Annotated in this window: 16 protein-coding genes; 9 read left to right on the top strand and 7 right to left on the bottom strand. The window is 67.1% G+C overall.

Going from position 1 to position 24,197, the window contains the following annotated elements:
* Positions 1 to 219 precede the first annotated feature (219 nt).
* The 4 genes from ASD05_RS30750 to ASD05_RS16695 all read right to left on the bottom strand — a co-directional run bounded on the left by ASD05_RS30750 (position 220) and on the right by ASD05_RS16695 (position 3,863).
* Complete coding sequence (locus ASD05_RS30750; RefSeq protein WP_155403714.1) at positions 220 to 366, bottom strand: hypothetical protein; 147 nt, start codon at positions 364 to 366, stop codon at positions 220 to 222.
* A gap of 77 nt (positions 367 to 443) precedes the next feature.
* The gene (locus ASD05_RS16705) at positions 444 to 869 is read right to left on the bottom strand and encodes a barstar family protein (RefSeq protein WP_157610139.1); all 426 of its coding nucleotides are present in this window, start codon (positions 867 to 869) and stop codon (positions 444 to 446) included.
* Positions 870 to 919: 50 nt separating this feature from the next.
* The gene (locus tag ASD05_RS16700) at positions 920 to 1,333 is read right to left on the bottom strand and encodes a ribonuclease domain-containing protein (protein ID WP_007828532.1); all 414 of its coding nucleotides are present in this window, start codon (positions 1,331 to 1,333) and stop codon (positions 920 to 922) included.
* Between the two features lie 181 nt (positions 1,334 to 1,514).
* Entirely contained in the window at positions 1,515 to 3,863 is a 2,349-nt protein-coding gene (locus ASD05_RS16695) for an NADP-dependent malic enzyme (RefSeq protein ID WP_056594785.1), read from the bottom strand.
* A 172-nt stretch (positions 3,864 to 4,035) separates the two neighbouring features.
* Between ASD05_RS16695 and ASD05_RS16690 the strand changes: the two genes are divergently transcribed.
* From ASD05_RS16690 to ASD05_RS16655, 8 genes are all read left to right on the top strand, one after another.
* Complete coding sequence (locus ASD05_RS16690; RefSeq protein WP_056594773.1) at positions 4,036 to 5,085, top strand: SPFH domain-containing protein; 1,050 nt, start codon at positions 4,036 to 4,038, stop codon at positions 5,083 to 5,085.
* 153 nt (positions 5,086 to 5,238) lie between these two features.
* Positions 5,239 to 6,726, top strand: a complete 1,488-nt coding sequence (locus tag ASD05_RS16685) for a DUF4178 domain-containing protein (RefSeq protein WP_056594770.1) — start codon at positions 5,239 to 5,241, stop codon at positions 6,724 to 6,726.
* A 51-nt stretch (positions 6,727 to 6,777) separates the two neighbouring features.
* Positions 6,778 to 6,996, top strand: coding sequence for a DUF350 domain-containing protein (locus tag ASD05_RS16680; RefSeq protein ID WP_007828540.1), 219 nt, complete (start codon positions 6,778 to 6,780; stop codon positions 6,994 to 6,996).
* Positions 6,993 to 8,549, top strand: coding sequence for a polyamine aminopropyltransferase (locus ASD05_RS16675; protein ID WP_413749840.1), 1,557 nt, complete (start codon positions 6,993 to 6,995; stop codon positions 8,547 to 8,549). Before ASD05_RS16680 ends, ASD05_RS16675 begins: the two co-directional genes overlap by 4 nt.
* A gap of 7 nt (positions 8,550 to 8,556) precedes the next feature.
* A complete protein-coding gene (locus ASD05_RS16670) occupies positions 8,557 to 10,191 on the top strand; it encodes an FAD-dependent oxidoreductase (protein WP_056594767.1) in 1,635 nt (544 codons plus the stop codon).
* Positions 10,192 to 10,606: 415 nt separating this feature from the next.
* The gene (locus ASD05_RS16665) at positions 10,607 to 16,615 is read left to right on the top strand and encodes an alpha-2-macroglobulin family protein (protein WP_056594764.1); all 6,009 of its coding nucleotides are present in this window, start codon (positions 10,607 to 10,609) and stop codon (positions 16,613 to 16,615) included.
* A 148-nt stretch (positions 16,616 to 16,763) separates the two neighbouring features.
* Positions 16,764 to 19,052 carry a penicillin-binding protein 1C gene (pbpC, locus tag ASD05_RS16660; RefSeq protein ID WP_056594762.1) on the top strand — a complete coding sequence of 763 codons (2,289 nt, stop codon included), beginning with the start codon at positions 16,764 to 16,766 and terminating at the stop codon, positions 19,050 to 19,052.
* Positions 19,053 to 19,122: 70 nt separating this feature from the next.
* Positions 19,123 to 20,475 (top strand): esterase-like activity of phytase family protein, encoded by a 1,353-nt coding sequence (locus ASD05_RS16655; protein WP_056594758.1) that lies wholly within the window; start codon positions 19,123 to 19,125, stop codon positions 20,473 to 20,475.
* Between the two features lie 40 nt (positions 20,476 to 20,515).
* Here ASD05_RS16655 and ASD05_RS16650 read toward each other — a convergent pair whose 3' ends face one another.
* Positions 20,516 to 20,923: a tautomerase family protein gene (locus tag ASD05_RS16650; RefSeq protein WP_007828549.1), complete on the bottom strand. Its 408-nt coding sequence runs from the start codon at positions 20,921 to 20,923 to the stop codon at positions 20,516 to 20,518.
* A gap of 134 nt (positions 20,924 to 21,057) precedes the next feature.
* Here ASD05_RS16650 and ASD05_RS16645 point away from each other — a divergent pair, with 134 nt between their 5' ends.
* A complete protein-coding gene (locus tag ASD05_RS16645; protein ID WP_056594755.1) occupies positions 21,058 to 22,023 on the top strand; it encodes a LysR substrate-binding domain-containing protein in 966 nt (321 codons plus the stop codon).
* Here ASD05_RS16645 and ASD05_RS16640 read toward each other — a convergent pair.
* On the bottom strand, positions 21,965 to 23,365 hold the full coding sequence (locus ASD05_RS16640; protein ID WP_056594752.1) for an aminopeptidase P N-terminal domain-containing protein: 1,401 nt from the start codon (positions 23,363 to 23,365) through the stop codon (positions 21,965 to 21,967). The genes ASD05_RS16645 and ASD05_RS16640 overlap by 59 nt on opposite strands.
* The gene (locus ASD05_RS16635; RefSeq protein ID WP_056594749.1) at positions 23,362 to 24,075 is read right to left on the bottom strand and encodes a nucleotidyltransferase family protein; all 714 of its coding nucleotides are present in this window, start codon (positions 24,073 to 24,075) and stop codon (positions 23,362 to 23,364) included. Before ASD05_RS16635 ends, ASD05_RS16640 begins: the two co-directional genes overlap by 4 nt.
* Positions 24,076 to 24,197: the final 122 nt, after the last annotated feature.

Here is a 24,197-nt window from a genome sequence, read left to right as displayed (position 1 = left end):
GGCTGAGGCCCTTGGGGCATTTGCTCGCCCCAATGAAAAATGCCCCGCTCTCGCGGGGCATCTCGATCAAGTCGTCGGCAGACTATTTACACAGCCTGAGAAGCGGGGCTTTTTCAATTCCAGGGTGCCGCCGATCCGGCTTTGCCGGTCGGCCAGCACCGCCCCCGGAAGGGGGTAGGCGCAGCGACACGAAGTGCGCGCAGCCTGGGGGTGAACCGCTTACGCGGCGGCGAGCCAGTAGCCAGCGTTGAAAGGGCTGCTCATGCGCAGCGCCAGGGGCGACACGTCGACCAGTTTGTCGGTCGGCATTTTTTCGCCGGCCGGCTCGGTGCTGGCGGCGGCCGTTGCGGCGGCGTTGGGGTTCACTTCGATGCCATCGAGGGTTTCAGCGTTTGGCTGAGCCTCGTTCGCCCGTTCTGCTTGGCTGGTAGATGCAGAACGGGCTACAGAAAAGAATAGAAGCACCGGAACGGGACCTTGCGGTCGCCCCAGTAGTCCGAGGCGTCGCGGAAGATGTCGAGCAGCTGCTCGCGCGCTTCCTTGTCGAACTTGGCGTTGGCCGGAATCTGTTCGAGGACGATGACGAAACCAGGCTGCGGGCCCGATTTATGCAACGGGTCCGTCATGCAGTCGTACAGCGCGTCGAAGTTCTTCCCGAAGTGGGCCGGGAACGTGAACTGCTGCGCGATCAGGTCGAGCACGTCCTGCTTGGTCTGGGCGTTGCCCAGGTTGGCGTACAGGAAGTGCTGGCCGGCTGCGTTGGCAGCGTCCTGCAGGTCGCTCACGCGGAACGCGCGGATCGATTGCACGATGTTCGGGCGTACGGCACGAAGGGATAAGGTCATCTCCGCTGGTCTTTCCATAGTCATCATCATTTCTTCGGGGCGCTTCGGGGCGCCGCCCAGGTCGTTTTCATCGCTCATGGCGCAATCCGTCTGAAACTCGCATAGTGATCTGCCGTGTACCAGCAGGCCTCGGGTGCCGTGCGCTGCTCGCCGCCGCAGACGATCCGTTGTGCACCACGATTGCGTGAACCGGGCGTCTGCACCGTGTACTCGCGGTAGTGGCCACGGCGCGCCGGCGGCAAAAGACGCTCGCGATTGCCGAACACGGTGCCGTCCTTGTCATGCCGGAAGGGGCCGCCACTGAGGATGGCCTGGTAGGTTCGCTGGCCTTGCACCGGCAAGTCGGACAGTGCAATTGTTTCCTCGGCGGACGTTTTTCCGGCGCCGAACCATCCGCGGGCCTCGGCCCCCGTCGTCAACGCCGCCAGCATCAGGCTGGTGAGCGCAAACTTTGTGAACGAGGACGTGATCGAGGCGTAAGCCGCCATGGGGCACCACAAGAAAAGAGCGGGGGGTTCGAATCGGCGATCAACGTCGGGGTTAACCCGCAAATTCAAGCCCGCGAGTGTGCACCACGCTGGCGAAAATAGCAAGCGACTGCTCAAAGTTTGAGCAGTCGCAAGGGGAGTGAGTGGTGCTTTAAGTTGGCGACCACTCTCGCCAAAGGGCCTATCTTTCGGCGTTTGCGTCAGCCACTGTCAAGGCTGTCATGTTCACGATGCGTCGAACAGTCGCGCTGGCCGTGAGAATGTGCACAGGTTTGGCCGCTCCGAGCAAAACCGGGCCGATCGCGATATTGCCGCCAGCCGCCGTCTTGAGCAGGTTGTACGAAATATTGGCGGCATCGATGTTCGGAAATACCAACAGGTTGGCGTCGCCGGCCAGTGCGCTGTGCGGCATGACGACCGCGCGCTGCTTGCTGTCGAGCGCCACGTCGCCGTGCATTTCGCCATCCACTTCGAGCCAGGGCGCCTGCACGCGCAGCAGTTCGAGCGTCTTGCGCATCTTGATGGCGCTGGGCTCGTTGCTGGTGCCGAAGTTCGAATGCGACAGCAGCGCCGCCTTCGGCTTCAGGCCGAAGCGCATCATTTCCTCGGCCGCCATCGTCGTGATCTCGGCCAGTTCCTCGGGCGAGGGGTCGTAGTTGACGTGCGTGTCGACCAGGAACACCTGGCGGTCAGGCAGCAGCAGGCCGTTCATGCAGGCGTACACCGGCACGTCCTGCGGCGTGCTTTCGCAGCCGCCGGGGCGCTTGCCGATCACCTGGTCGATGTAGTGCAGGTGGATCAGCGTGGTGCCCCAGGTGCCGCAGATCATGCCGTCCACCTCGTCCTTGTGCAGCAGCATCGCGCCGATCAGCGTGAGGCGGCGGCGCATCTCGATCTTGGCGGTCTGCACCGTCTGGCCCTTGCGCTCGGTCATGCGGTGGTAGGTCTGCCAGAAATCGCGGTAGCGGTGGTCCTGCTCGACATTGACGATGTCGTAGTCGAGCTCTTCCTTCAGGCGCAGGCCGAACTTCTCGATGCGCTGGGCGATGATGGCCGGGCGGCCGATCAGCGTCGGACGCGCAATGCCCTCGTCGACCACGATCTGCGCGGCGCGCAGAACGCGCTCTTCCTCGCCTTCGCAGTACGCCACGCGCTTCTTCGACGCGCGCCGGGCGCTGTCGAAGATCGGCTTCATCGTGGTGCCCGAGGCATAGACGAAGCTCTGCAGCCTGTCGCGGTAGGCGTCCATGTCCTTGATCGGACGCGACGCCACGCCGCTGTCCTCGGCCGCCTTGGCCACGGCGGGCGCGATCTTCATCATGAGACGCGGATCGAAGGGCTTCGGAATCAGGTATTCGGGGCCGAAGGACAGCTTTTCACCGACGTAGGCCGCAGCCACGCGCTCGCTCTGCTCGGCCTGTGCCAGGTCGGCAATGGCGTGCACCGCGGCGATTTCCATCTCGTCGGTGATCGTCGTCGCGCCGCAGTCCAGCGCACCGCGGAAGATGTACGGGAAGCACAGGACGTTGTTGACCTGGTTCGGGTAGTCGGTGCGGCCGGTGGCCATGATGACGTCGTCGCGCACCGCATGGGCGTCTTCGGGCGCGATCTCGGGGTTCGGGTTCGCCAGCGCGAAGATCACCGGGCGCTTGGCCATCTTGGCGACCATCGCGGGCTTTAGCACGCCGCCGGCCGACAGGCCCAGGAACACGTCGGCGCCCTCGATCACCTCGGCGAGCGTGCGCGCGTCGGTCTTCTGCATGTACTGGCGCTTGTCGTCGTCCATCAGCTCGGTGCGGCCTTCGTAGACCACGCCGGCGAGGTCGGTGACGAACACGTTCTCGCGCTTCAGGCCGACCTTCAGCAGCAGGTTCAGGCAGGCCAGCGCCGCCGCGCCCGCGCCCGAAGCGACCAGCTTGACTTCCTCGATCTTCTTGCCCGCCACCTTCAGGCCGTTGACCATGGCGGCCGCCACCGTGATGGCCGTGCCGTGCTGGTCGTCGTGGAACACCGGGATCTTCATGCGCTTGCGCAGCTCGCGCTCGACGTAGAAGCAGTCCGGGGCCTTGATGTCTTCGAGGTTGATGGCGCCGAAGGTCGGCTCCAGCGACGCGATGATGTCGACCAGCTTGGCCGGGTCCTTCTCGTCGATCTCGATGTCGAACACGTCGACGCCGGCGAACTTCTTGAAGAGAACGCCCTTGCCTTCCATCACCGGCTTGGACGCCAGCGGGCCGATGTCGCCCAGGCCCAGCACGGCGGTGCCGTTGCTGATGACCGCCACGAGATTGCCGCGCGAGGTGTACTTGAACGCGTTGGCCGGGTCCTTGACGATTTCCTCGCAGGGCGCGGCCACGCCGGGCGAGTAGGCCAGCGACAGGTCGCGCTGGTTGACCATCTGCTTGGTCGCCGCGATGGCGATCTTGCCGGGCACGGGAAACTCGTGGTACTCGAGGGCGGCACGTCGCAACTCGGCGCGTTTGTCTTCGGGCGTGGGAGTCGATGAGGTCGAGGGGGTCGAATCTGACATGTGCCGTAGCTCCTGGTGGCGCTTCTTCTGGGGGCGCCGATTGTAGACCTCGCTGCGCACCGGCCATACGTCGCATGGCTGGTGGGAGCCATGGCGAAAAGCCGGGTGCGCCGTCAAACCGGTGTGGCAATATGCATGGTTCGGACAAAACCTGAAAAAACGAGGAGCGACCATGGCCCTGATGGATTTCATCAAGAAGCAGTTCATTGACATCATCCAGTGGACCGAGACCGGCGATGGCACGCTGGCCTGGCGCTTTCCGATGGCCGAGATGGAAATCCAGAACGGCGCCTCGCTCACCGTTCGCGAATCGCAGGTTGCCGTCTTCGTCAACGAAGGCAAGGTGGCCGACGTGTTCGGCCCCGGCATGTACAAGCTCACGACGCAGACGCTGCCCGTGCTCACGTACCTGAAGAACTGGGACAAGCTCTTCGAGTCCCCCTTCAAGAGCGACGTCTATTTCTTCAGCACCCGCCAGCAGGTCGACCAGAAGTGGGGCACGCCCCAGCCGATCACCATCCGCGACAAGGACTTCGGCGCGGTGCGATTGCGCGCCTTCGGCAACTACAGCTTCCGCATCGGCGACGCCAAGGCCTTCCACACCGAGATCTCCGGCACGCGCGACATCTATTCGGTGGCCGACCTCGACGGCCAGCTGCGTGGGCTGGTGCTGCAGAACATCAGCAACGCCATCGCTTCGAGCGGCGTGCCCTTCCTCGACCTCGCGGCCAACCAGATCCAGTTTGCGCAGGCGCTCGCCGCGCAGCTCGTGCCCGAGTTCGAGAAGATCGGCATCAAGCTCGAGAACATCACGGTGCAGAACGTCTCGCTGCCCGAAGAGCTGCAGAAGATCCTCGACCAGAAGATCGGCATGGGCATGGTCGGCAACGACATGGGCAAGTTCATGCAGTACCAGACGGCGCAGGCGATTCCCAAGTTCGCCGAGGGCGCCGCTGGCGGCAGCGGCATCGCGGGCGACGCGATGGGCCTGGGCGCCGGCGTGGCGCTCGGCCAGGTGCTGGCGCAGAACCTCGCGCAGGGCCTGAGCCCGAATGCGGCCGCCCAGGCTGCGGCGACGCAGCAGCAGCCGGCCGTGGCAGTGGTGAGCCCCACCGACGTGATGACCACGCTCGAGAAGCTCGGCGAACTCAAGGCCAAGGGCATCCTCACGCAGGAAGAGTTCGACGCCAAGAAGGTGGAACTCCTCAAGAAGCTCGTCTGACCCCAGTATTGGTCTAACCCCCAGGCTTCGCGCACTTCGTGTCGCTTCTCCTCCCCCCTTGCAGGGGGCAACACCGACGGCCCGGCAAAGCCGGTTCCGTGGTGTTTCCCGCAACTGCATCCGTGGTTACAGCCGTCGATCTCCTGAGCCGCCATGGCTGAGGAAACCGGCAACCAACGCTACTACCGCGCACCCTGCCCCGGCTGCGGTGCGCCGGTCGAATTCCGCTCGGCGCAATCGACGCACGCGGTCTGCCCCTACTGCCAGAGCACCGTCGTGCGCCAGGGCGACACGCTCGCGCGCACCGGCAAGATGGCCGAGCTGTTCGACGACTTCAGCCCGCTGCAGCTGTTCGCCGCCGGCCGCATCCAGGACAAGCCCTTCACGCTGATCGGCCGGCTGCAGTACACCTACCCTGGCGGCCGCTGGACCGAGTGGATCGCCGCGCTCGACGGCGACCGCACCGGCGTGCTCAGCGAGGACAACGGCGCCTACGTCTTCGCGCTGCCCTTCGACCTGCAGCGCACCGCGCCGCCCTGGAACGAACTGCGCGTAGGCGCCACCACCGCCTTCGCGGGCCAGAGCTACGCCGTCACCTCGAACGAGCAGGTGGCACTGACCTCCGCACAGGGCGAACTGCCGCACCTGCCCGAGCTCGGCCGTTCCTTCGCGATGGTCGAGCTGCGCAACGACAAGGGCCTGGTCCTCAGCATCGACTACGGCACGCAGCCGCCCGCGAGCTACCTCGGCCGCTCGGTGCAGCTCGAAGACCTGCAGCTCACCGGCCTGCGCGAGGAATCCGCCAAGGACGAAAAGGGCCGCAGCTTCAACTGCCCCAACTGCGGCTCGCCCGTCACCGTCAACTTCGCCGACAGCAAGAGCATCACCTGCCGCTCGTGCAACAGCATCATCGACCTGTCGCAAGGCATCGGCGGCGAGCTCAAGCACGCCACGCAGGACGAGCCCGTGCGCCCGCTCATCGCGCTGGGCAGCATGGGCCAGCTGCAGGGCGCACAGTGGCAGGTGGTCGGCTTCCAGCACCGCATGGGCAGCGCGCCCGGTGACGACGAGTTGTTCGGCTGGGACGAGTACCTGCTCTACAACAAGAAGCGCGGCTTCAGCTTCCTGGTGGACGCCGAGGACGGCTGGAGCATGGTCAAGCCGACCACCGGCGCGCCCGTGATGGCTGCGAGCGGCAACACCGCCACTTACCTCAACAAGCGCTACCAGCAGCAGTACGCCTACAACGCCGAGACTACCTACGTGGCCGGCGAGTTCTACTGGCAGGTCGAGCGCGGGCAGAAAACCTTCAACCGCGACTTCGCCAGCGGCGGCGCACTGCTGTCGATGGAGCGCTCGGCCAACGAACTCACGTGGTCGTCGGGCAGCAAGCTCGACAGCGGCCTGGTGGCCACCGCCTTCAAGCTCGACGCGCGCAAGGACATGTTCAAGCGTGCCGACGCGCTGCCCGTGAGTGCCGCATCCGGCATGGGCTGCGGCACCATCGTCCTCATCGTCGTCGTGATCATCATCGTGTTGATCATCATGAGCACCTGCAGCAGTACCAGCGGCTCGTCGGGCGGGTTCCGCAGTTCGGGCGGCTCATATGGCGGCTATTCAAGTGGCGGCGGCCACAAATGACGGCGAAGATGCACGCGATGTTGTCTCTCACTACTACGACTGGAGGTCCCCATGGGATTTGAATGGCTGAAACCGGGCGTGGTCCTCGGATCGCTCGTGTACGCGCTGATCGGCGTCCTGGTCTTCTGGCTCTGCTTCCTGATCATCGACAAGATCACGCCCTATGACCTGTGGGGCGAGATCGTCGAGAAGCAGAACGTGGCGCTGGGGCTGGTGGTTGCCGCGATGAGCCTCGGCATCAGCATCATCGTCGCCGCAGCAATCCATTGAGCGACGCGGCCCTGCCCGCGCGCACCCCGGATGCGCGGGGGCCGCAACCCGTGGAGATCGCGCTGCTCGCCAGCGTGTTCGTGGTCGCCGCCTGCGGGCTTGTCTACGAACTGAGCGCGGCCGCGCTGAGCAGCTACCTGCTGGGCGACTCGGTGCTGCAGTTCAGCACCATCATCGGCACCTACCTGTTCGCGATGGGCGTGGGCTCATGGCTCTCGCGCTATTTCGAGCGGCAGCTGCCGGCGCACTTCCTTCGCATCGAACTGATGGTGGCGCTGATCGGCGGTGCGCTGCCGGCGATCCTGTTCCTGGCAAATGCGTATGTGCCGAGTGCCTTCCGGCTGCTGCTGTACGGCCTCGTGATGGTCGTGGGCACGCTGGTGGGGCTCGAGATCCCGCTGGTGATGCGCATCCTGAAGCGCAACATCGTGCTCAAGAACCTCGTGTCGCAGGTGCTCACCTTCGACTACCTCGGCGCGCTCGCGGTGTCGGTGGCGTTTCCGCTTGTCCTCGTGCCGCAGCTCGGCATGATCCGCACCGGCCTGCTGTTCGGCTTCATGAACGCGGCCGTTGCGGTGTGGGCGCTGTGGTTGTTCCGGCATGAGCTACGCCGCGTCGGCGCGCATGCGGTCGCGTGCTTTCTCGCACTGGCCGCGCTGGTCGCGGCCTTCGCCTGGGCCGACCACATCACCACGCTGGCCGAGGACAAGTTCTACCAGGATCGCATCGTCTTCAGCGCCACCTCACCCTACCAGCGCATCGTGGTCACGCGCGGGCTGCTCGGGCACCGGCTGTTCCTCAACGGCAACCTGCAGTTCGCCGAGCGCGACGAATACCGCTACCACGAGGCGCTCGTGCATCCGGTGATGGCCGCGCAGGGCGCGCCGAAGAAGGTCGCCGTGCTGGGCGGCGGCGATGGCATGGCGGTGCGCGAGATTCTCAAGTACCCCTCGGTCGAGTCGGTCACGCTCGTGGAGCTCGATCCGAACATGACAAAACTCTTCACCGAGCACGAGACCCTGGCCGCGCTCAACGGCCACTCGCTCTCGTCGCCCAAGGTGAAGATCGTCAACACCGACGCCTTCCAGTGGCTGCAGCAGCCCGGGGACATGTTCGACGTGATCGTGGTCGACTTTCCGGACCCGACCAACTTCGCCATCGGCAAGCTCTACACCAACAGCTTCTACGCGCTGCTCGAGAAGCGCCTTTCGGCCAGCGGCTATGCGGTGATCCAGACCACCTCGCCGCTGGTGGCGCGCAAGAGCTACTGGACCGTGGCCACCACCATCGAATCGGTGGGCCTGCGCGCCACGCCGTATCACGCGCATGTGCCGAGCTTCGGCGAATGGGGCTACATCATCGCGAGCCGGCGGCCCTACCGCATGCCCGATGCGCTGCCTTCGGGCCTGCGCTTTCTCTCGCCTTCCACGCTGCCGTTGATGTTCGACTTCCCGCTCGACATGGCGCGCGTGCCGGCCGAAGTGAACCGGCTGTCGAACCAGACCCTTGTCACCACCTACGAGCAGGAGTGGGGCAAGGTGATGGCGCACTAGCTGAGTCATGCAACGGCGCGAATTTCTCGGAATGGCGGCAGGCGCGCTGGCGCTTGCCGGCTGCGAGGCGCCGCCAACGCCCATCGAAGGCGGCTTCACCGGCATCGACATGGCGCGCGGCCACGCGATGCGCGACGGCGCGCTCAAGAGCCAGGCGCCCGCCGTCGTGAAGCGCACGCGCGTGGTGATCGCAGGCGGTGGCGTCGCGGGCCTTGCGGCTGCGCGCGCCCTGCGGCTCTCGGGCATCGACGACTTCACGCTGCTCGAGCTCGAGGACACCGCCGGTGGCAATGCGCGCGGCGGCGTGGTCAACGGCATCGCCTGCCCGCTGGGCGCGCACTACCTGCCGGTTCCCGGCGACGATGCGCGCGAGGTGCAGGACCTGCTCGAGGAACTCGGCCTGCGCCGCCGCGTGGCGGGTCGCTGGGAATACGACGAGGTCATGCTCTGCCACAGCCCGCAGGAGCGCCTGTTCTTCCGCGGCGAGTGGCAGGACGGCCTGCTGCCCGTGCACGGCGTGGGCGAAGGCACGCTCGCGCAGTACCGCAAGTTCGCGCAGCGCATCGATGCGATGCAGCACGCGGCGCACTTCGCCATTCCCACGCTCAAGGTCGCCGTCACGCCCGAGCTGCTGGCGCTCGACGCCATCACCTTCGCGGGCTGGCTCGACAGCGAAGGCTTCAGCGACGCGCAGCTGCGCTGGTACCTCGACTACTGCTGCCGCGACGATTACGGCGCCGGCATCGAACACGTCTCGGCCTGGGCCGGCATCCACTACTTCGCGAGCCGCCACGGCTTCCATGCGCCCGGCGATCCCACCGGCAGCGTCAACGATTCGAGCCCCGAGCGCGACGGCATCCTCACCTGGCCCGAAGGCAACGGCTGGCTCACGAAGCAGCTGGCCAGGCCGCTCGGCGATCGGCTGCGCACCGGACAGGTCGTCACGCGCATCGCCGAGGTGCGCGATGGCGTCGAGGTCGACGCGTGGGATGCGGCCACGAAATCGCTCGTGCGCTGGCAGGCCGAGCGCTGCATCGTCGCGCTGCCCGTGTTCATCGCCGCGCGCGTGGTCGAGAACCCGCCGGCCGTGCTGAAGAACGCCGCGGCCCACGTGCGCTACGCGCCCTGGCTCGTGGCCAACATCCATCTGCGCGGCCCGCTGGCCGACCGCCACGGCGCCGCGCCGAGCTGGGACAACGTGATCCACGGCACGCGCGGCCTCGGCTACGTCGACGCGCGACACCAGTCGCTCGACCCGACGCCGCGCGGCACGGTGCTCAGCTGGTACCGGCCGTTGGGCCCGAGCGGCTACGACGCGGCAGACGGCCGCAAGCTGCTGCTCGATCGGCCGTGGAGCGGCTGGCGGGACGACCTGCTCGCAGAGCTGTCGGTGCCGCACCCCGACTTGCTTTCGCTCGCCACGCGCATCGACGTCACGCGCTATGGACACGCCATGTCCATCCCCAGGCCAGGACTACTGGCCCAGATCGGCTCGCAGCGCAGCGCGCCCGATGCTGCGCATCGCGGCAGCGTCGTGGCGGGCCGCCTGTCGTTCGCGCATGCAGACTGGTCGGGCTACTCGATCTTCGAGGAGGCGTTCACGCGTGGGCACCTCGCCGGAACGAGCGTGGGGGCGGCATGAGGACACACGTCCGAGACGCAATCACGCCGACGGGGTGCTCTGCTCCGCGAATGTCCCCCGGCCTGCGGCCTCCTCCTTTATTTCGCTGCGCAGAGCACCCCATCGACGTGATCGTTCGGAGCACTGGTTGATCGAGCGGAAGAAACGCAGCGTGCCCTGTGCGAAGGGCACCGGGTGTCCCCCGCAGCGAAATAAAGGAGGAGGCGAAGCCGGGGGACATTCGCGGAGGGGGACACCCGGTGTCCTTTGCACTCGCCATGAAAAAACACCCAGCAAGGCAAACCGCACCATGAATCCTTGAAAACGGCCCGGCGCAGCCCCGTGCAGTTTTCACGCGGACTTCACACACGGCGCCATTGCTTCACAGACGGTCTGCAAACTCGCGAACGCCAACAAAAACATCGGGGGAGCTTCCATGCTTCAAGTCGCCAACAGAAAACTCGCGTCGCTCAGCGACGTGCTCTTCACCGGGCTGGGCCGCGCGCTCGGCTTCCTGCGTCCGCTGGCCCGCGGGCTCATCGGTTCCTGGCGACCCCCGGGCTGGCTGCGCATTGCCGGCGCCTTCGTGCTGCTCGGATTGCAGTGGCTGCAGCAGCGGCTGGCCTGGCTGGTGTTGCTCCTCTTGCTCGTGCTGGCCGGCTGGATGGCGAGCCCCCATGTGCTGAAGTGGTGGCACGGCCTCACGCCCGACCGCGTCGAGCCCGTTGTCGCCACCGCGAAGACCGAGCCGCCGCAGCGCACGCTGATCGAGCTCGACAAGGGGCCGAACCCCTTCGTCATGAACTTCTCCGCCTCGGTCGCGCCCATTGCGCGCATCGGCCAGGAAGCCACCGGCGTCACCATCGAGCCCGCCATCGCCGGCCGCTGGACCTGGACCAAGCAGAACCGCCTCGAATTCCTGCCCGCGCAGGACTGGCCCATTGGCCAGCCCTACAAGGTGCAGATCGCCGGCAACGCGCTCGCGCCGCACATCGAGATGGCGCAGCGCAAGTACGAGTTCACCTCGCCCGAATTCACCGCCCAGATCGCCAGCGCCGAGTTCTATCAGGACCCGGTGCAGGCCAACGTGCGCCGCGCGTTGTTTCAGGTGCGCTTCTCGCACCCCGTCAACACGGCCGAGTTCGAAAAGCGCCTGGTGCTGACCTACGACCAGCCCTGCAGCAGCTCGATCTTCAGCGTCGGCAAGTGCGCGAGCGAGAAGTTCACGGTCAGCTACGACAAGCTGCGCCTCAATGCCACCCTGCAGTCGGAGCCGCTGCCGATTCCCGAGAAGACGCGCCCGGCGATTCTCAGCCTCACGGCTGGCACGGTCGCGCAGAAGGGCGGTCCGGCGTTGCGCAACGACCAGTCGCGCGCGGTCGACATCCCCGGACTCTTCAGCCTGGCCATCGCCGCCATCGAGCCCACCATCGTCACCGGCGAGAACGGCGAACCCGAGCACGTGATGCACGTCACTGCCTCGATGCCGGTGCACGAGCGCGAAATGGCGCGCGTGGTGCAGGCCTGGCTGCTGCCGGCCACGGAAGAAGCCAAGGGCGACCCCGACGACAAGTTCGACTGGTCGGCCGAGCCCGCGAAGATCACCGACGCCGTGCTGCGTCGCGCGAAGAAGATCAACCTGCAGCCCATCGCCAGCGAGCGCGAGGTGACCGAGATGGTCAGCTTCCGCATGCCGCAGGCCGAGGGCGGGCGCTACCTGCTGGTGCGCGTGGCCAAGGGCCTGAAGACGCCCGGCGGCTACCAGCTCGGCGCCGCGCGCCAGGACGTGCTGCTGCTCAAGACCTTCGCGCCCGAGCTCACCATCATGAGCCAGGGCTCGCTGCTCGCACTCTCGGGCGAGCGCAAGCTGCCGATCCTGGTGCGCGACCTGCCCGGCATCCGCCTCGAGATCGGCCGCCTGCTGCCGCAGCAACTGCAGCACCTGGTGACGCAGACCAACGGCGACTTCGCGCATCCGCAGTTCTACGGCGGCCTGCAGTCGGACAACCTCGTCGATCGCTTCCAGAAGGAGATCCCGCTCAGCATTCCCGCCGGCAAGGCGCACTACGAAACGGTCGACTTCGCCGAGTACCTGCGCAGCGATGCGGCCGACCGGCGCGGCGTGTTCCTGCTCAAGGTGCAGGGCTACGACCCCAAGGCCAAGAAGAAGCCCGAGGGCGACGCGCAAGCCCAGCCCGAAGACGAACAGCAGCAGGAGCAGTCCTCGAACGAGGAAGAAGGCAACGGCGAAGGCGGCAACCCCGAGCAGCAGCTAGACCAGCGCCTCGTGCTCGTCACTGACCTGGGCATCGTCGCCAAGAAGTCGCTCGACGGCACGCGCGACGTGTTCGTGCAGAGCATCGCCAACGGCCAGCCGGTGGCGGGCGCCATGGTCGAGGTGTGGGGCCGCAACGGCATGATCGTCGCGTCGCAGGCCACCGACGCGACGGGCGCGGCCAAGCTGCCCAACCTCGCCGGCTACCAGCGCGAGAAGGCGCCGGTGGTGCTGGTCGTGCGCAAGGACGGCGATCTGAGCTTCCTGCCCTTCAACCGCAGCGACCGCACGCTGGACATCTCGCGCTTCGACGTCGGCGGCTTGCGCGCGGCCGGCGTGCCGAACCAGATGACGGCCTACGTCTTCAGCGACCGTGGCATCTACCGCCCGGGCGACACCATGCACATCGCGATGATGGTGAAGGCCGGCAACTGGGCCACCTCGCTGCGCGACCTGCCGCTCGAAGCCGAGATCATCGACGCGCGCGGCCTCAGCGTGCGCCGCGAAAAACTCAAGCTCGGCCCCGGTGGCGCCGCGGAAATCGCCCACACCACGCAGGACAGCTCGCCCACCGGCAACTACACCGTCAACCTCTACCTGCCGCGCGAATCGTCGCCCGGCACGCCCGAGGTCGAAGGCCTGCTGATCGGCAGCACCACCGTGAAGGTGCAGGAGTTCCTGCCCGACCGCACCAAGGTCACGGCCAAGCTCAGCAGCGAAGCGGCCGAAGGCTGGGTCAAGCCCAAGGACCTGAAGGCGCTGATCGATGTGCAGAACCTCTTCGGCACTCCCGCGCCCGACCGCAAGGTGGAAGGCACGCTCACGCTGAGCCCCGGCTTCCCGGTGTTCCGCGCCTTCACCGACTACGCCTTCTTTGATCCGCAGCGCGCTGCCGACAAGCAGGTCGACGATCTGGGCAGCGTGCAGACCAGTGCAGACGGCAAGGCCGAGTTCGACCTGCGCCTGTCGCGCTTCGACGCCGCCACCTACCAGGTGCACGTGCTCGCCAAGGCCTTCGAGCCCGAAGGTGGGCGCAGCGTGTCGGCCGAGGCGCAGACGCTGGTGAGCGACATGCCCTACCTCGTCGGCGTGAAGGTCGACGGCGACGTCGGCTACGTGAGCAAGGGCGCCGCGCGCAACGCCACAGTGATCGCGATCGACCCGCAGGCCAGGAAGACGGCTGTGCCCGGCTTGAAGATCGAACGCGTCGAACGCAAGGTGCTGTCGGTGCTCATCAAGCAGGACAGCGGCCTGTACCGCTACGAGTCGCGCCGCAAGGAGATCGTGCTCGACGAGAAGCCCTTCGCCATCGTTGCCGCCGGCAACACCGTGGCGCTGGACACAGGCGCCCCCGGCAACTTCGCCTACGTGGTGCGCAACGCCGACGGGCTGGAGCTCAACCGCGTCGAATACAGCGTGGCCGGCAATGCCAACGTCTCGCGCTCGCTCGACCGCAATGCCGAACTGCAGCTCACGCTCGACCGCAAGGACTACGAGCCGGGGCAGGAGATTGCAGTGAGCATCCGCGCGCCCTACGTGGGCGCCGGCCTCATCACCATCGAGCGCGACAAGGTCTACGCCCACGCATGGTTCAAGACCGACAAGACCGCCTCGGTGCAGAAGATCACTCTGCCCAAGGACTTCGAAGGCACCGGCTACATCAACGTGCACTTCGTGCGCGACCCGGCCTCGGACGAGGTCTACATGAGCCCGCTGTCGTACGGCGTCGTGCCCTTCGCCACCGCGCTGACCAAGCGCACCGCCAACCTGCAGCTCACCAGCAGCGACCTCGTGAAGCCCGGCCAGACCGTGAAGATGAAGCTCACCAGCGACAAGCCCACGCGCGCCGTGGTGTTCGCGGTGGACGAGGGCATCCTGCAGGTGGCGCGCTACAAGACGCCCGATCCGCTCAAGCACTTCTTCCAGAAGCGCGCGCTCGAAGTCGGCACGCTGCAGACGCTCGACCTGATCCTGCCGGAGTTCAAGAAGCTCATGCAGGGCGCCGCGCCCGGCGGTGACGGCGAAGGCGAGCTCGGCAAGCATCTGAATCCGTTCAAGCGCAAGCGCGACAAGCCGGTAGCCTACTGGTCGGGCCTGGTCGACGTGAACGGCAGCCGCGAGTTCAGCTACACCGTGCCCGAGAGCTTCAACGGCAGCCTGCGCGTGATGGCCGTCGCCGTGAACGACGAGACCACAGCCGCCAAGAGCACCCGCACCGTGGTGCGCGGCGACATGGTGATCCTGCCCAACGCACCGCTCGCGATGGCGCCCGGCGACACCGTCGAGGTGGGCGTGGGCCTGGCCAACAACATCGTGGGCTCGGGCAAGGAAGCGCCCATCGCGCTCACCCTCACCGCCTCGGGCGGGCTCGAAGTGGTAGGTGATGCCACGCAGACGCTCAAGGTCAACGAGCGCGGCGAAGCCAGCACGAAGTTCAACGTGCGCGCCAAGCCGGGCGAACAGGCGGTGCTGGGTTCCTCGGCGCTGGTGTTTACCTCCACGCACAAGAACTTCAGCGCGCGCCTGTCGACCGAAGTGAGCGTGCGGCCTGCATCGCCCTTCGTCACGCTGGTGCAGGCCGGCAGCTTCCAGCGCGCGGGAGAAATCTCAAGCCAGGCCGACCTGTACCCGAACTTCCGCCAGAGCGACGTGGCCGTGTCGGCCGCGCCGTGGGCCTTTGCCACAGGCCTCATGCAGTACCTGGAGGCCTACCCGCACGGCTGCACCGAGCAGATCACGAGCCAGACCTTCCCGGCGGTCCTGCTCTCGGGCCGTCCCGAGCTGGTGAAGGAAATGGCGCGCGGGCGCACGGCCGAGCAGGGCCCGCTGCCCGAGGCGCGCAAGACCTTCGAGCGCTACCTTGTGCAGCTGCGCGCACGGCAGACGGCCGACGGCGGCTTCTCGCTGTGGCCCGGTGCGGGCACCGATGCCTTCGCCACGCTCTACGCCGTGCACCTGCTGGTCGAGGCCAAGGACCACAAGCTGCCCGTGCCGCAAGACCTGCTGCAGAAGGCCAACATCTATCTGCAGGGCTGGCTCGGCGGCGGCGACAGCTCGCTCGACGGTTGGCGCCAGCGCACGCAGGCGGCCTACCTGCTGACGCGGCAGGGCATCGTCGCGCCGGCCGCACTGGCCAACCTGCGCGAAGCATGGCGCGGCAGGCAGACGCAAGGCTGGAGCGACGACCTCGGCGCCGTGTACCTCGCCGCGAGCTACCAGCTCGTGAAGCAGGAGCAGGTCGCCAACGAGCTGCTCAACCCGGTGTGGGCCGACCTGCTCGCGCGCACCGAGAAGAAGCAGCGCCGCAACGTCTGGGGCGCCTACTACGACCCGCTGGTGCACGACAGCATGACGCTGCACCTGGTAGGCCGCCACTTCCCGTCGCGCCTGAAGACACTGAAGCCCGCGGTATGGGAAGGCATGAGCGCGATGGTGCGCGACGGCTGGTACAACAGCCTGTCGTCGGCCTCGATGCTGCTTGCGGTCGACTCGTACTTCGAGGCCGTGGGGCAGAACGTGGAAGGCAAGCTCACGGCGAGCACTGTCAATGCACAGGGCCAGGCCGCCGCGCTCGCACTGGGCGCGGTCAACCCGATCACGCGCGCCGCGGTGCCGGCCGGCACGGCGAAGCTGAAGCTGTCGAACGACAGCGACTTCAACCTGTACTACAGCTGGGCCGAACAGGGCTTCGAGCGCAACGTGCCCACCACCGCGGTGAACAAGGGCCTCGAGATCTTCCATGAAGTGCTCGATGTCAAGGGCAACCCGATCGCCAAGGCGAAGCTCGGCGAGGAGGTCACGGTGCGGGTGCGCGTGCGCAGCCTGGAGCGGGCGAACATCAACGACGTGGCGCTGGTCGACGTGCTGCCCGGCGGGCTGGAGCCGGTGCTGCAGGCCGTGGGTGACGACGACGATGCGAATGCCGACGCGCCGATCTGGAAGAAGCGCCTCGGTGGCGGCGGCTCGTGGAAGGTGCAGTACGCCGACATTCGCGAAGACCGCGTGGTGTTCTACGGCAGCGTCAACAAGGACCTGCTCGAAGTGACCTACAAGGCGCGCGCCACCAACGTGGGCGACTACGTGGTGCCGGCGGCGTACGGCGAGGCGATGTACGACCGGCGCGTGTTCTCGCGCTCGGCCGGCGCACGCTTCCAGGTGGTGGGCAATTGAACGAGATGACGACGCACCCTGCCTTGTTCCCTCTCCCTCTGGGAGAGGGTTAGGGTGAGGGTGAGGGTGCGGCCTTCGCATGAACACGCTGCCTGATCCATCGCCGCGGCCCTCACCCCAACCCTCTCCCGGAGGGAGAGGGAGAAAGATGGGCATCGCTTTCGCGTTCGTCGTCTTCATGCTCGCACTGCTTCGCCTGTGGCCGCACGCAGCGCTCAGCGAAACCGTCGGCAGCTCCCGCGCCGTCTACGCACAAGGCGGCCAGCTCCTGCGGCTCACGCTTGCAGGCGACGAGCAGTACCGTCTCTGGGTGCCGCTCGAACGCATCTCGCCCACGCTGGTCGATGCGGTGCTGCTGTACGAAGACCGGCGCTTCTACACGCACCCCGGCGTCAACCCTGCCGCGCTGGCGCGCAGCGCCTGGCGCATTGCCAGCGGCGCGCGCCGCCAGGGCGGCTCCACGCTCACCATGCAGCTCGCGCGCCGCGTCTACGGCATCGACAGCCGCACGTCCACCGGCAAGGTGGCGCAGATCTTCGCCGCGCTGTGGCTGGAGGCGCGCTTCAGCAAGCACGACATCCTCGAGGCCTACCTCAACACCGCGCCCTATGGCGGCAACATCGAGGGCGTGCAGGCGGCGAGCCTCATCTACTTCCGCAAGGACGCCGCCAAGCTCAGCCTGCCCGAGGCGCTGACGCTCGCGGTGATTCCGCAGAACCCCGTCAAGCGCATCGCCGAGCGCGGCCGCAACGCCGAGCTGCAGTCGGCGCGCGAACGCCTGTGGGCGCTGTGGGCCGAGCGCGATCCGACGGCGAAGCAGCATGCGCCCGATGCGCAACTGGCGCTCTCGGCACAGTCGCGCGGCAGCCTGCCCTTTCTGGCACCGCACGCCACCGACATGCTGCTCGCGCAGGAGCGTGGCGTGCAGGAAGTGCACACCACCATCGACCTGCGCATGCAGGCCACGCTCGAACGCGTGATGGCGCAGTACCTGCGCGCGCATGCCGACGTGGGCATGAACAACGCGAGCGCGCTGCTGCTGGATGCATCGACGATGCAGGTGCGCGCGATGATCGGCTCTGCGGACTTCCGCAACGACGCCATCGCGGGGCAAGTCAACGGCGTTCTGGCCAAGCGCTCGCCGGGCTCCACCCTCAAACCCTTCATCTACGCGCTTGCGCTCGACCAGGGGCTGCTGCATCCGAAGACCATGCTGAAGGACGCGCCTACCTCCTTCGGCCCCTACACGCCTGAGAACTTCGACCATCGCTTCGCCGGGCCGCTGCCCGCGCAGGAGGCACTGATCCGCAGCCGCAACGTGCCCGCGGTGGCCGTGGCAGCGAAGCTCTCGAAACCGGGGCTCTACGATTTCATGCGCCTGGCCGGCGTGCAGAAGCTGCAGGGCGAATCGCACTACGGCCTCGCGCTGGTGCTGGGCGGTGGCGAGGTCACGCCCGAGGAGCTGGCCGGCATGTACGCGACGCTGGCCAATGGCGGCATCTCGCAGCCCATCCGCTACACGCAGCCCGCGCCCGGCGAGCGGCCCGTGCAGCCGCTGCGCTTGCTGAGCGAGGAAGCGTCGTTCATCACGCTCGACATGCTGCGCCACACGCCGCGCCCCGACACCACGCTGCCCGCGCGCCCGGCCATCGCGTGGAAGACGGGCACGTCCTGGGGCTTTCGTGACGCGTGGACGGCCGGCGTGTTCGGCCGTCACGTGCTGGTGGTGTGGGTCGGCAATTTCGACGGCACCAGCAATCCCGCGCTGGTGGGCGTCGACGCGGCCGCGCCGCTGTTCCTGCGCATGGTCGATGCGCTGCGCGCCGAGCGGCTCGACCCCGGCGAGGTGGCGTCGCGCCAGCCGCCCGACCTGCGCCAGGTCGAGGTCTGCGCCGCGACGGGCGGCCTGCCCGATGCGCTGTGCCCGGTGCGCACCATGACATGGTTCATCGCCGGCAAGTCGCCGATCCAGGTCAGCAACCTGCACCGCGCAGTGTGGGTCGACGAAACGACCGGCAAGGTGGTCTGCGGCCCGCAGCCCAATGCGCGCCAGCAGGTGGTGGAGCAATGGGGCAGCGACATGCGCCGCCTGTTCCGCCAGGCCGGACTGCCACGCGCGAGCGCGCCTGCCGACGGCTGTGGGAAGGATGGCGATGCGCCGGAAAGCGCGCCGCTCATCACGTCGCCCTTGCGCGGCGTGCGCCACACGCTGCGCGCGAAGAAGCCCGAGCCGCTGGTGCTGCGCGCCGAGGCTGCCGCGGGCACGCAGGCCATCTACTGGTTTGCCGACGACGCGCTCATCGGCCGCGCCGCGCCCGGCGAAGGCATCACCTGGATGCCCGACCTCGCGGCATCGGGCCGGCGCTATGTGCTGCGCGCGGTCGACGACCAGGGCCGCGCGGAGTCGCGCGAGGTGACGGTGGACGTCGCCCCCTGAAAGGATGTCATGGCCGCGTCATGCCGCCTCGGCATGGTCACGCGTTTTGAACTCGAACGCCTTCCTTTCCATGACGCGCATCGCCTCCCTGTCTTTCGTCGCTCTTGCCGCTGCACTCGCATGCGGCGGCGCGACGGCCCAGACCGCCTTTCCCTCCACGCTCGCCGGCCACGCCGTGCTTCCCGCGCAGAGCTTCGTCGCTGCGCCCAAGGACGCGCCGGCCGACCTGCAGGCCAGCGGCAAGTTCACGACCGGCAAGCGCGTCGAGGCGATCGGCTCGGTCGAAGGCCTGTCGGCCGGCCGCGGCACGGGCGTGTCGCTGCCCTTCAAGGGCCAGCCGCTGCAGGGCCACTCGGGCATCAAGAAGATGGACGACGGCAGCTTCTGGATCCTCACCGACAACGGTGCCGGCAGCAAAGCCAATTCGCCCGACTTCATGCTCTACCTGAACCACTACAAGGTGGACTTCAAGAGCGGCAAGTTCAACCACCTGAACACCATCTTCCTGCACGACCCGGACAAGAAGGTGCCCTTCCGCATCGTCCACGAAGGCACCAAGCAGCGCTACCTGACGGGCGCCGACTTTGACCCCGAGAGCTTCCAGTTCGCCGGCGGCGCGCTGTGGATCGGCGAGGAGTTCGGACCCTTCCTCATCAAGGCCGACCTCAAGGGCAAGGTGCTCGCCGTGTACGACACGCTGGTCGACGGCAAGGCCGTGCGCTCGCCCGATCACCCCGCAGTGACCACGCCGGGCGCGCCCGGCGGCGCGGTCGATTTCCAGATCAAGCGCTCCAAGGGCTTCGAGGGCATGGCCTCTTCGAAGGACGGCAGCAAGCTCTACGCGCTGCTCGAAGGCCCGGTGTGGAACGCCGAGGCCAAGGACTACGAACGCGTCGACGGCAAGGAAGCGCTGCGCGTGCTGGAATTCGATGTGGCCACCGAGAAGTGGACGGGCCGCCACTGGAAGTACGTGCTCGAAGCCAATGGCAACGCCATCGGCGACTTCAACATGATCGACGCCACCACCAGCCTGATCATCGAACGCGACAACGGCGAAGGCACGAGCGACAAGGCCTGCCCCGAGGGCCAGAAGCGCACCGACTGCTTCCACGACATCGCGAAGTTCAAGCGCGTCTACAAGGTCGAGTTGAACGACGCGAACGCGGGCGGCCCGGTGCGCAAGATCGGCTACATCGACCTGCTGAACATCGCCGACCCCGACAAGCTCGCACGCAAGCCCTTGAACGACGGCGTGCTGAAGTTCCCCTTCTTCACCATCGAGAACGTCGACGTGGTGGACGCCACGCACATCGTGGTCGGCAACGACAACAACCTGCCGTTCTCGAGCAGCCGCGAGCCGAACAAGGCGGACGACAACGAGCTGGTGCTGCTGGAAGCCGGGGCGCTGCTGCAGGCGAAGTAAGCGGCCTGCCGCGAGGGCATCGGCACCGCCTTGCGGCCTTTCAGGTGTCCGTGCCGCGCTGCTGCACCAAGGTCATCGCGAACTGGCCGTTGCCGACCGACCAGTCCGAGTAATCATTTTCGTGAGTGAAGATGAAGACGTCGGCTGGTGCGATGCCAGCCTGGTGTTCCAGGTTGTGCGCGATCTGGCCATAGAGTGTCCGCTTCATCGCGTCGCTGCGCCCCCGGCGCATGGTGATCTCGACCACGATCACGCGATCGGAACGTGCCACGCCATTGAACCTGCGATCGAAAAAGAAATGGTCGGCCCTGTACGGGTTCACCAGGTTGAACAGCTCGTCCTCCGGCATCCCGATACTGCCGACCAGTGCGTCGTGGATGCCTCGCACGATGGCCTGGCATTGGGCGGGAGGCGTGTCTTCAGGGACGGCGGTGCGAATGAAAGGCATGGTGACGGACTCCAGCAAAAGCGATACATGCCGCCGGACGATTCCGGACAGGTCATGCGCCGTTTGTAGGCGCCGCAACGCAGAAAACGAACCGATGAATTTGCCGGTGCTATGTGCAATAAAGTCACTTCACCATGAAACAGCATCTTCGCCACATGAACGCGTTGCGCGCCTTTGAAGCGGCCGGCCGTCTGGGCCGCATGACCCTGGCCGCCGACGAGTTGCATGTCACGCCTGGTGCGATCAGCCGGCAGGTGCGGCAACTCGAGGATGCGCTCGGCGTCGTGTTGTTCGAAGGGCCGAAGAACCGGCCCGTGCTGACCGCTGCCGGCAAGTACCTGCAGCCGACCCTGTCGGCGGCCTTCATGCAGATCGAACAGGCGGTGGATGCCATGCTCGAGCGGCAGCACACGACATTGGACGTCTCCTGCCTCAGCACCTTCACGATGCGCTGGCTCATTCCGCGGCTCTACGATTTTCATGCGAGCCAGCCGGACATCGGCGTGCGGCTCAAGGCCACGGACCAGAGTGCGGCAACGCCGGTGTCGCGCAGCGACGTCGCGATCTCGGTGGCGCAGGACGAAGACGAGGAGGCGACGCCCGCCGATGTATTCCTGTTCGACGAACTGCTCGGCCCCGTGCTGGCTCCCGGCCTGGCCGACCGGTTGCGGCTCGGCGAGCCGGCCGATCTCGAGAATCGGGAGATCCTGCAGACACGCACGCGGCGCAATGCCTGGTCGATGTGGAGCGCATCGGTCGGCAGCGCGGTGCGGGTTCTGCCCGGCACGGAGTTCGAGCACTACTACTTCACGCTGGAGGCGGCGATCGGCGGCCTGGGCATCTGCATCGCGCCCTGGCATCTCGTGATGGACGACGTGCGGGCGGGACGATTGACCGCGCCCTTGGGCTTTCATGCCAGCGGCTACCGCTATGTCGCCAGGCGCAACGGCACCCGGGACGAGGCGGCGCGGCTGTTTTGCGACTGGCTTCAGGCCCAGGCCGTGGCGATGCCACAGCCCGAGCCGCTCGGCGCGCGCGCCGTCAAGCTCGCATCAGCGCCTCGATCTCGTCCGCCTTCACGGGCACGCCGCGCGAGATGAGTTCGCAGCCGGTGGCCGTGACGATCGCGTCGTCCTCGATGCGGATGCCGATGCCGTGGAACTGCTCGGGTACGCCGTCGGCGGGCCGCACGTAGATGCCGGGCTCCAGCGTCAGCACCATGCCCGGATGCAGGATGCGGCTCGGGCGGTTCTTGATGACCTCGTTCGACAGCGGATCCTTGCGCTCGCTCACCTCGCCAACCTGCGTAGGCTCGACGTAGCTGCCGCAATCGTGCACGTCCATGCCGAGCCAGTGGCCCGTGCGGTGCATGTAGAACTGGAAGTAGGCGCGCGAGTCGATCACGTCGTCCACGCCGCCCACCTTGTTGGCATCGAGCAGGCCGAAGTCGAGCATGCCCTGCGCCAGCACCTTCACCGCGGCGTCGTGAGGGTCGGTGAAGCGGTTGCCGGCCTTGGTGACGGCGGCCGCTGCGTCCTGGCTGGCCAGCACGAGGTCGTACAGCGCGCGCTGCGGGCCGGTGAACTTGCCGTCGGCCGGGAAGGTGCGGGTGATGTCGCTCGCGTAGCCGTCGAGTTCGCAGCCCGCGTCGATCAGCACCAGCTCGCCCTTGCGCAGCGGTGCCGCATCGGCGCGGTAGTGCAGCACGCAAGCGTTGGCGCCGGCCGCGACGATGGAGTAGTAGGCCGGGTACTGCGAGCCGCCAAGGCGGAATTCGTGCAGCAGTTCGGCGTCGAGGTGGTACTCGCGCGCGTCCTTGCCCTCGCGCAGCATGCGGGCCGAGAGCTGCATCGCGCGCACGTGGCCGCGGGCGCTGATCTGCGCGGCGCGGCGCATGATGTCCTGCTCGTGCGCGTCCTTGATCAGGCGCATCTCGTCGAGCGGGCCGCACAGGTCGCGCTGTTCCTCGGGGCACAGCGCGCCGTAGCGCACGCGGGCGCGCACCGACTGCAGCCAGCCGTCGATGCGGGTCTCCAGGCCCTTGTGGATGGCGAATGGGAACCACACGGTCGAGCGGTTCTCGAGCAGCTTTGGAAGCCTGGCATCGAGGTCTGCGACCGAGAAGGCTTCGTCGACACCGAGTGCCGCGGGTGCCGCGTCGGGGCCGAGGCGGTAGCCGTCCCAGATCTCGCGCTCCAGGTCCTTCGGCGCGCAGAACAGCGTGGCGCGGCCGTCGCCCGCCAGCACCAGCCAGGCGTTGGGCTCGGTGAAGCCGGTCAGGTAATAAAAGTAGCTGTCGTGGCGGTAGAGGAAATCGGTGTCGCGGTTGCGCGGGCGTTCGGGCGCGGTCGGGATGATCGCGATACCGTCCTTGCCCAGCTGCGAGGCGAGGCGCGCGCGGCGCTCGGCGTAGATCGTGGTGGTGGCTGCTGCTGAAGTCATCTGCTTGGCGTGTTCAGTTGGGCGAGTCGTTCGGGGGTGCCCACATCGGTCCAGGGGCCGGTGTAGAGCTCGGCGCTCACGAGTTCATTGTCCATCGCGGCGCGCAGGATCGGTGCCAGCGGGGCTTTGCGGCCGGCCGGGTTGCCGCTCGGGATGTCGCAGTACGGCGGCGCGAAGAGCTCGGCGCGGTACAGGCCGATGGTCGAGAAGGTGAACTTCCGGTCGGCCGTGTTGAGCGCGAGACCCCCGGCGGACAAGCCGAAATCGCCCTTGAGGTTGTGCGCGGGGTTCGGCACCAGCCACAGGTGCGCGAGCTTGCCGCTGGCGACGAAGCGGTCGACCGAGTCTTGCGTGAAGGCGAAGCCAGGCGCGAACACGTCGCCGGCCGCGACCCAGAACACCTCGCCGAGCAAAGGCAGCGCACGTACGATGCCGCCGGCCGTCTCCAGCGCGCCGCCGAAGTCGCGGCCCTCGTCGGAATATGAAATCGACAGTGCCGATGGCCCCTGCAACAAGGGCTTGGCGCCGAACCGCTCGGAGATCTGCGTGCCCAGCCAGTCCGTGTTGATCACCAGCTCGGTGAACCCGCCCGCGGCCAGCGCTTCCATCGGCCACTGCATCAGCGGCTTGCCGCGCACTTCGAGCAGGGGCTTGGGAGTGATGTCGGTCAGCGGCCGCATGCGTTCGCCGCGCCCCGCGGCCAGGATCATGGCCCGCACGGAAATCGAAGCTACGTTCGTCATCGGCTGATTCTTTCGGGAAACACCGAGGAACCGGCTTTGCCGGGCCTCTGGTGTTGCCCCCGGCAGGGGGTGGGAGAAGCGACACGAAG

It is taken from the genome of Variovorax sp. Root434 (genome assembly GCF_001426595.1).
Classification (GTDB): Bacteria; Pseudomonadota; Gammaproteobacteria; order Burkholderiales; family Burkholderiaceae_C; genus Variovorax.
Note: the sequence above shows the minus strand (reverse complement) of the source record. Positions and strands in the feature narration are given on the sequence as shown.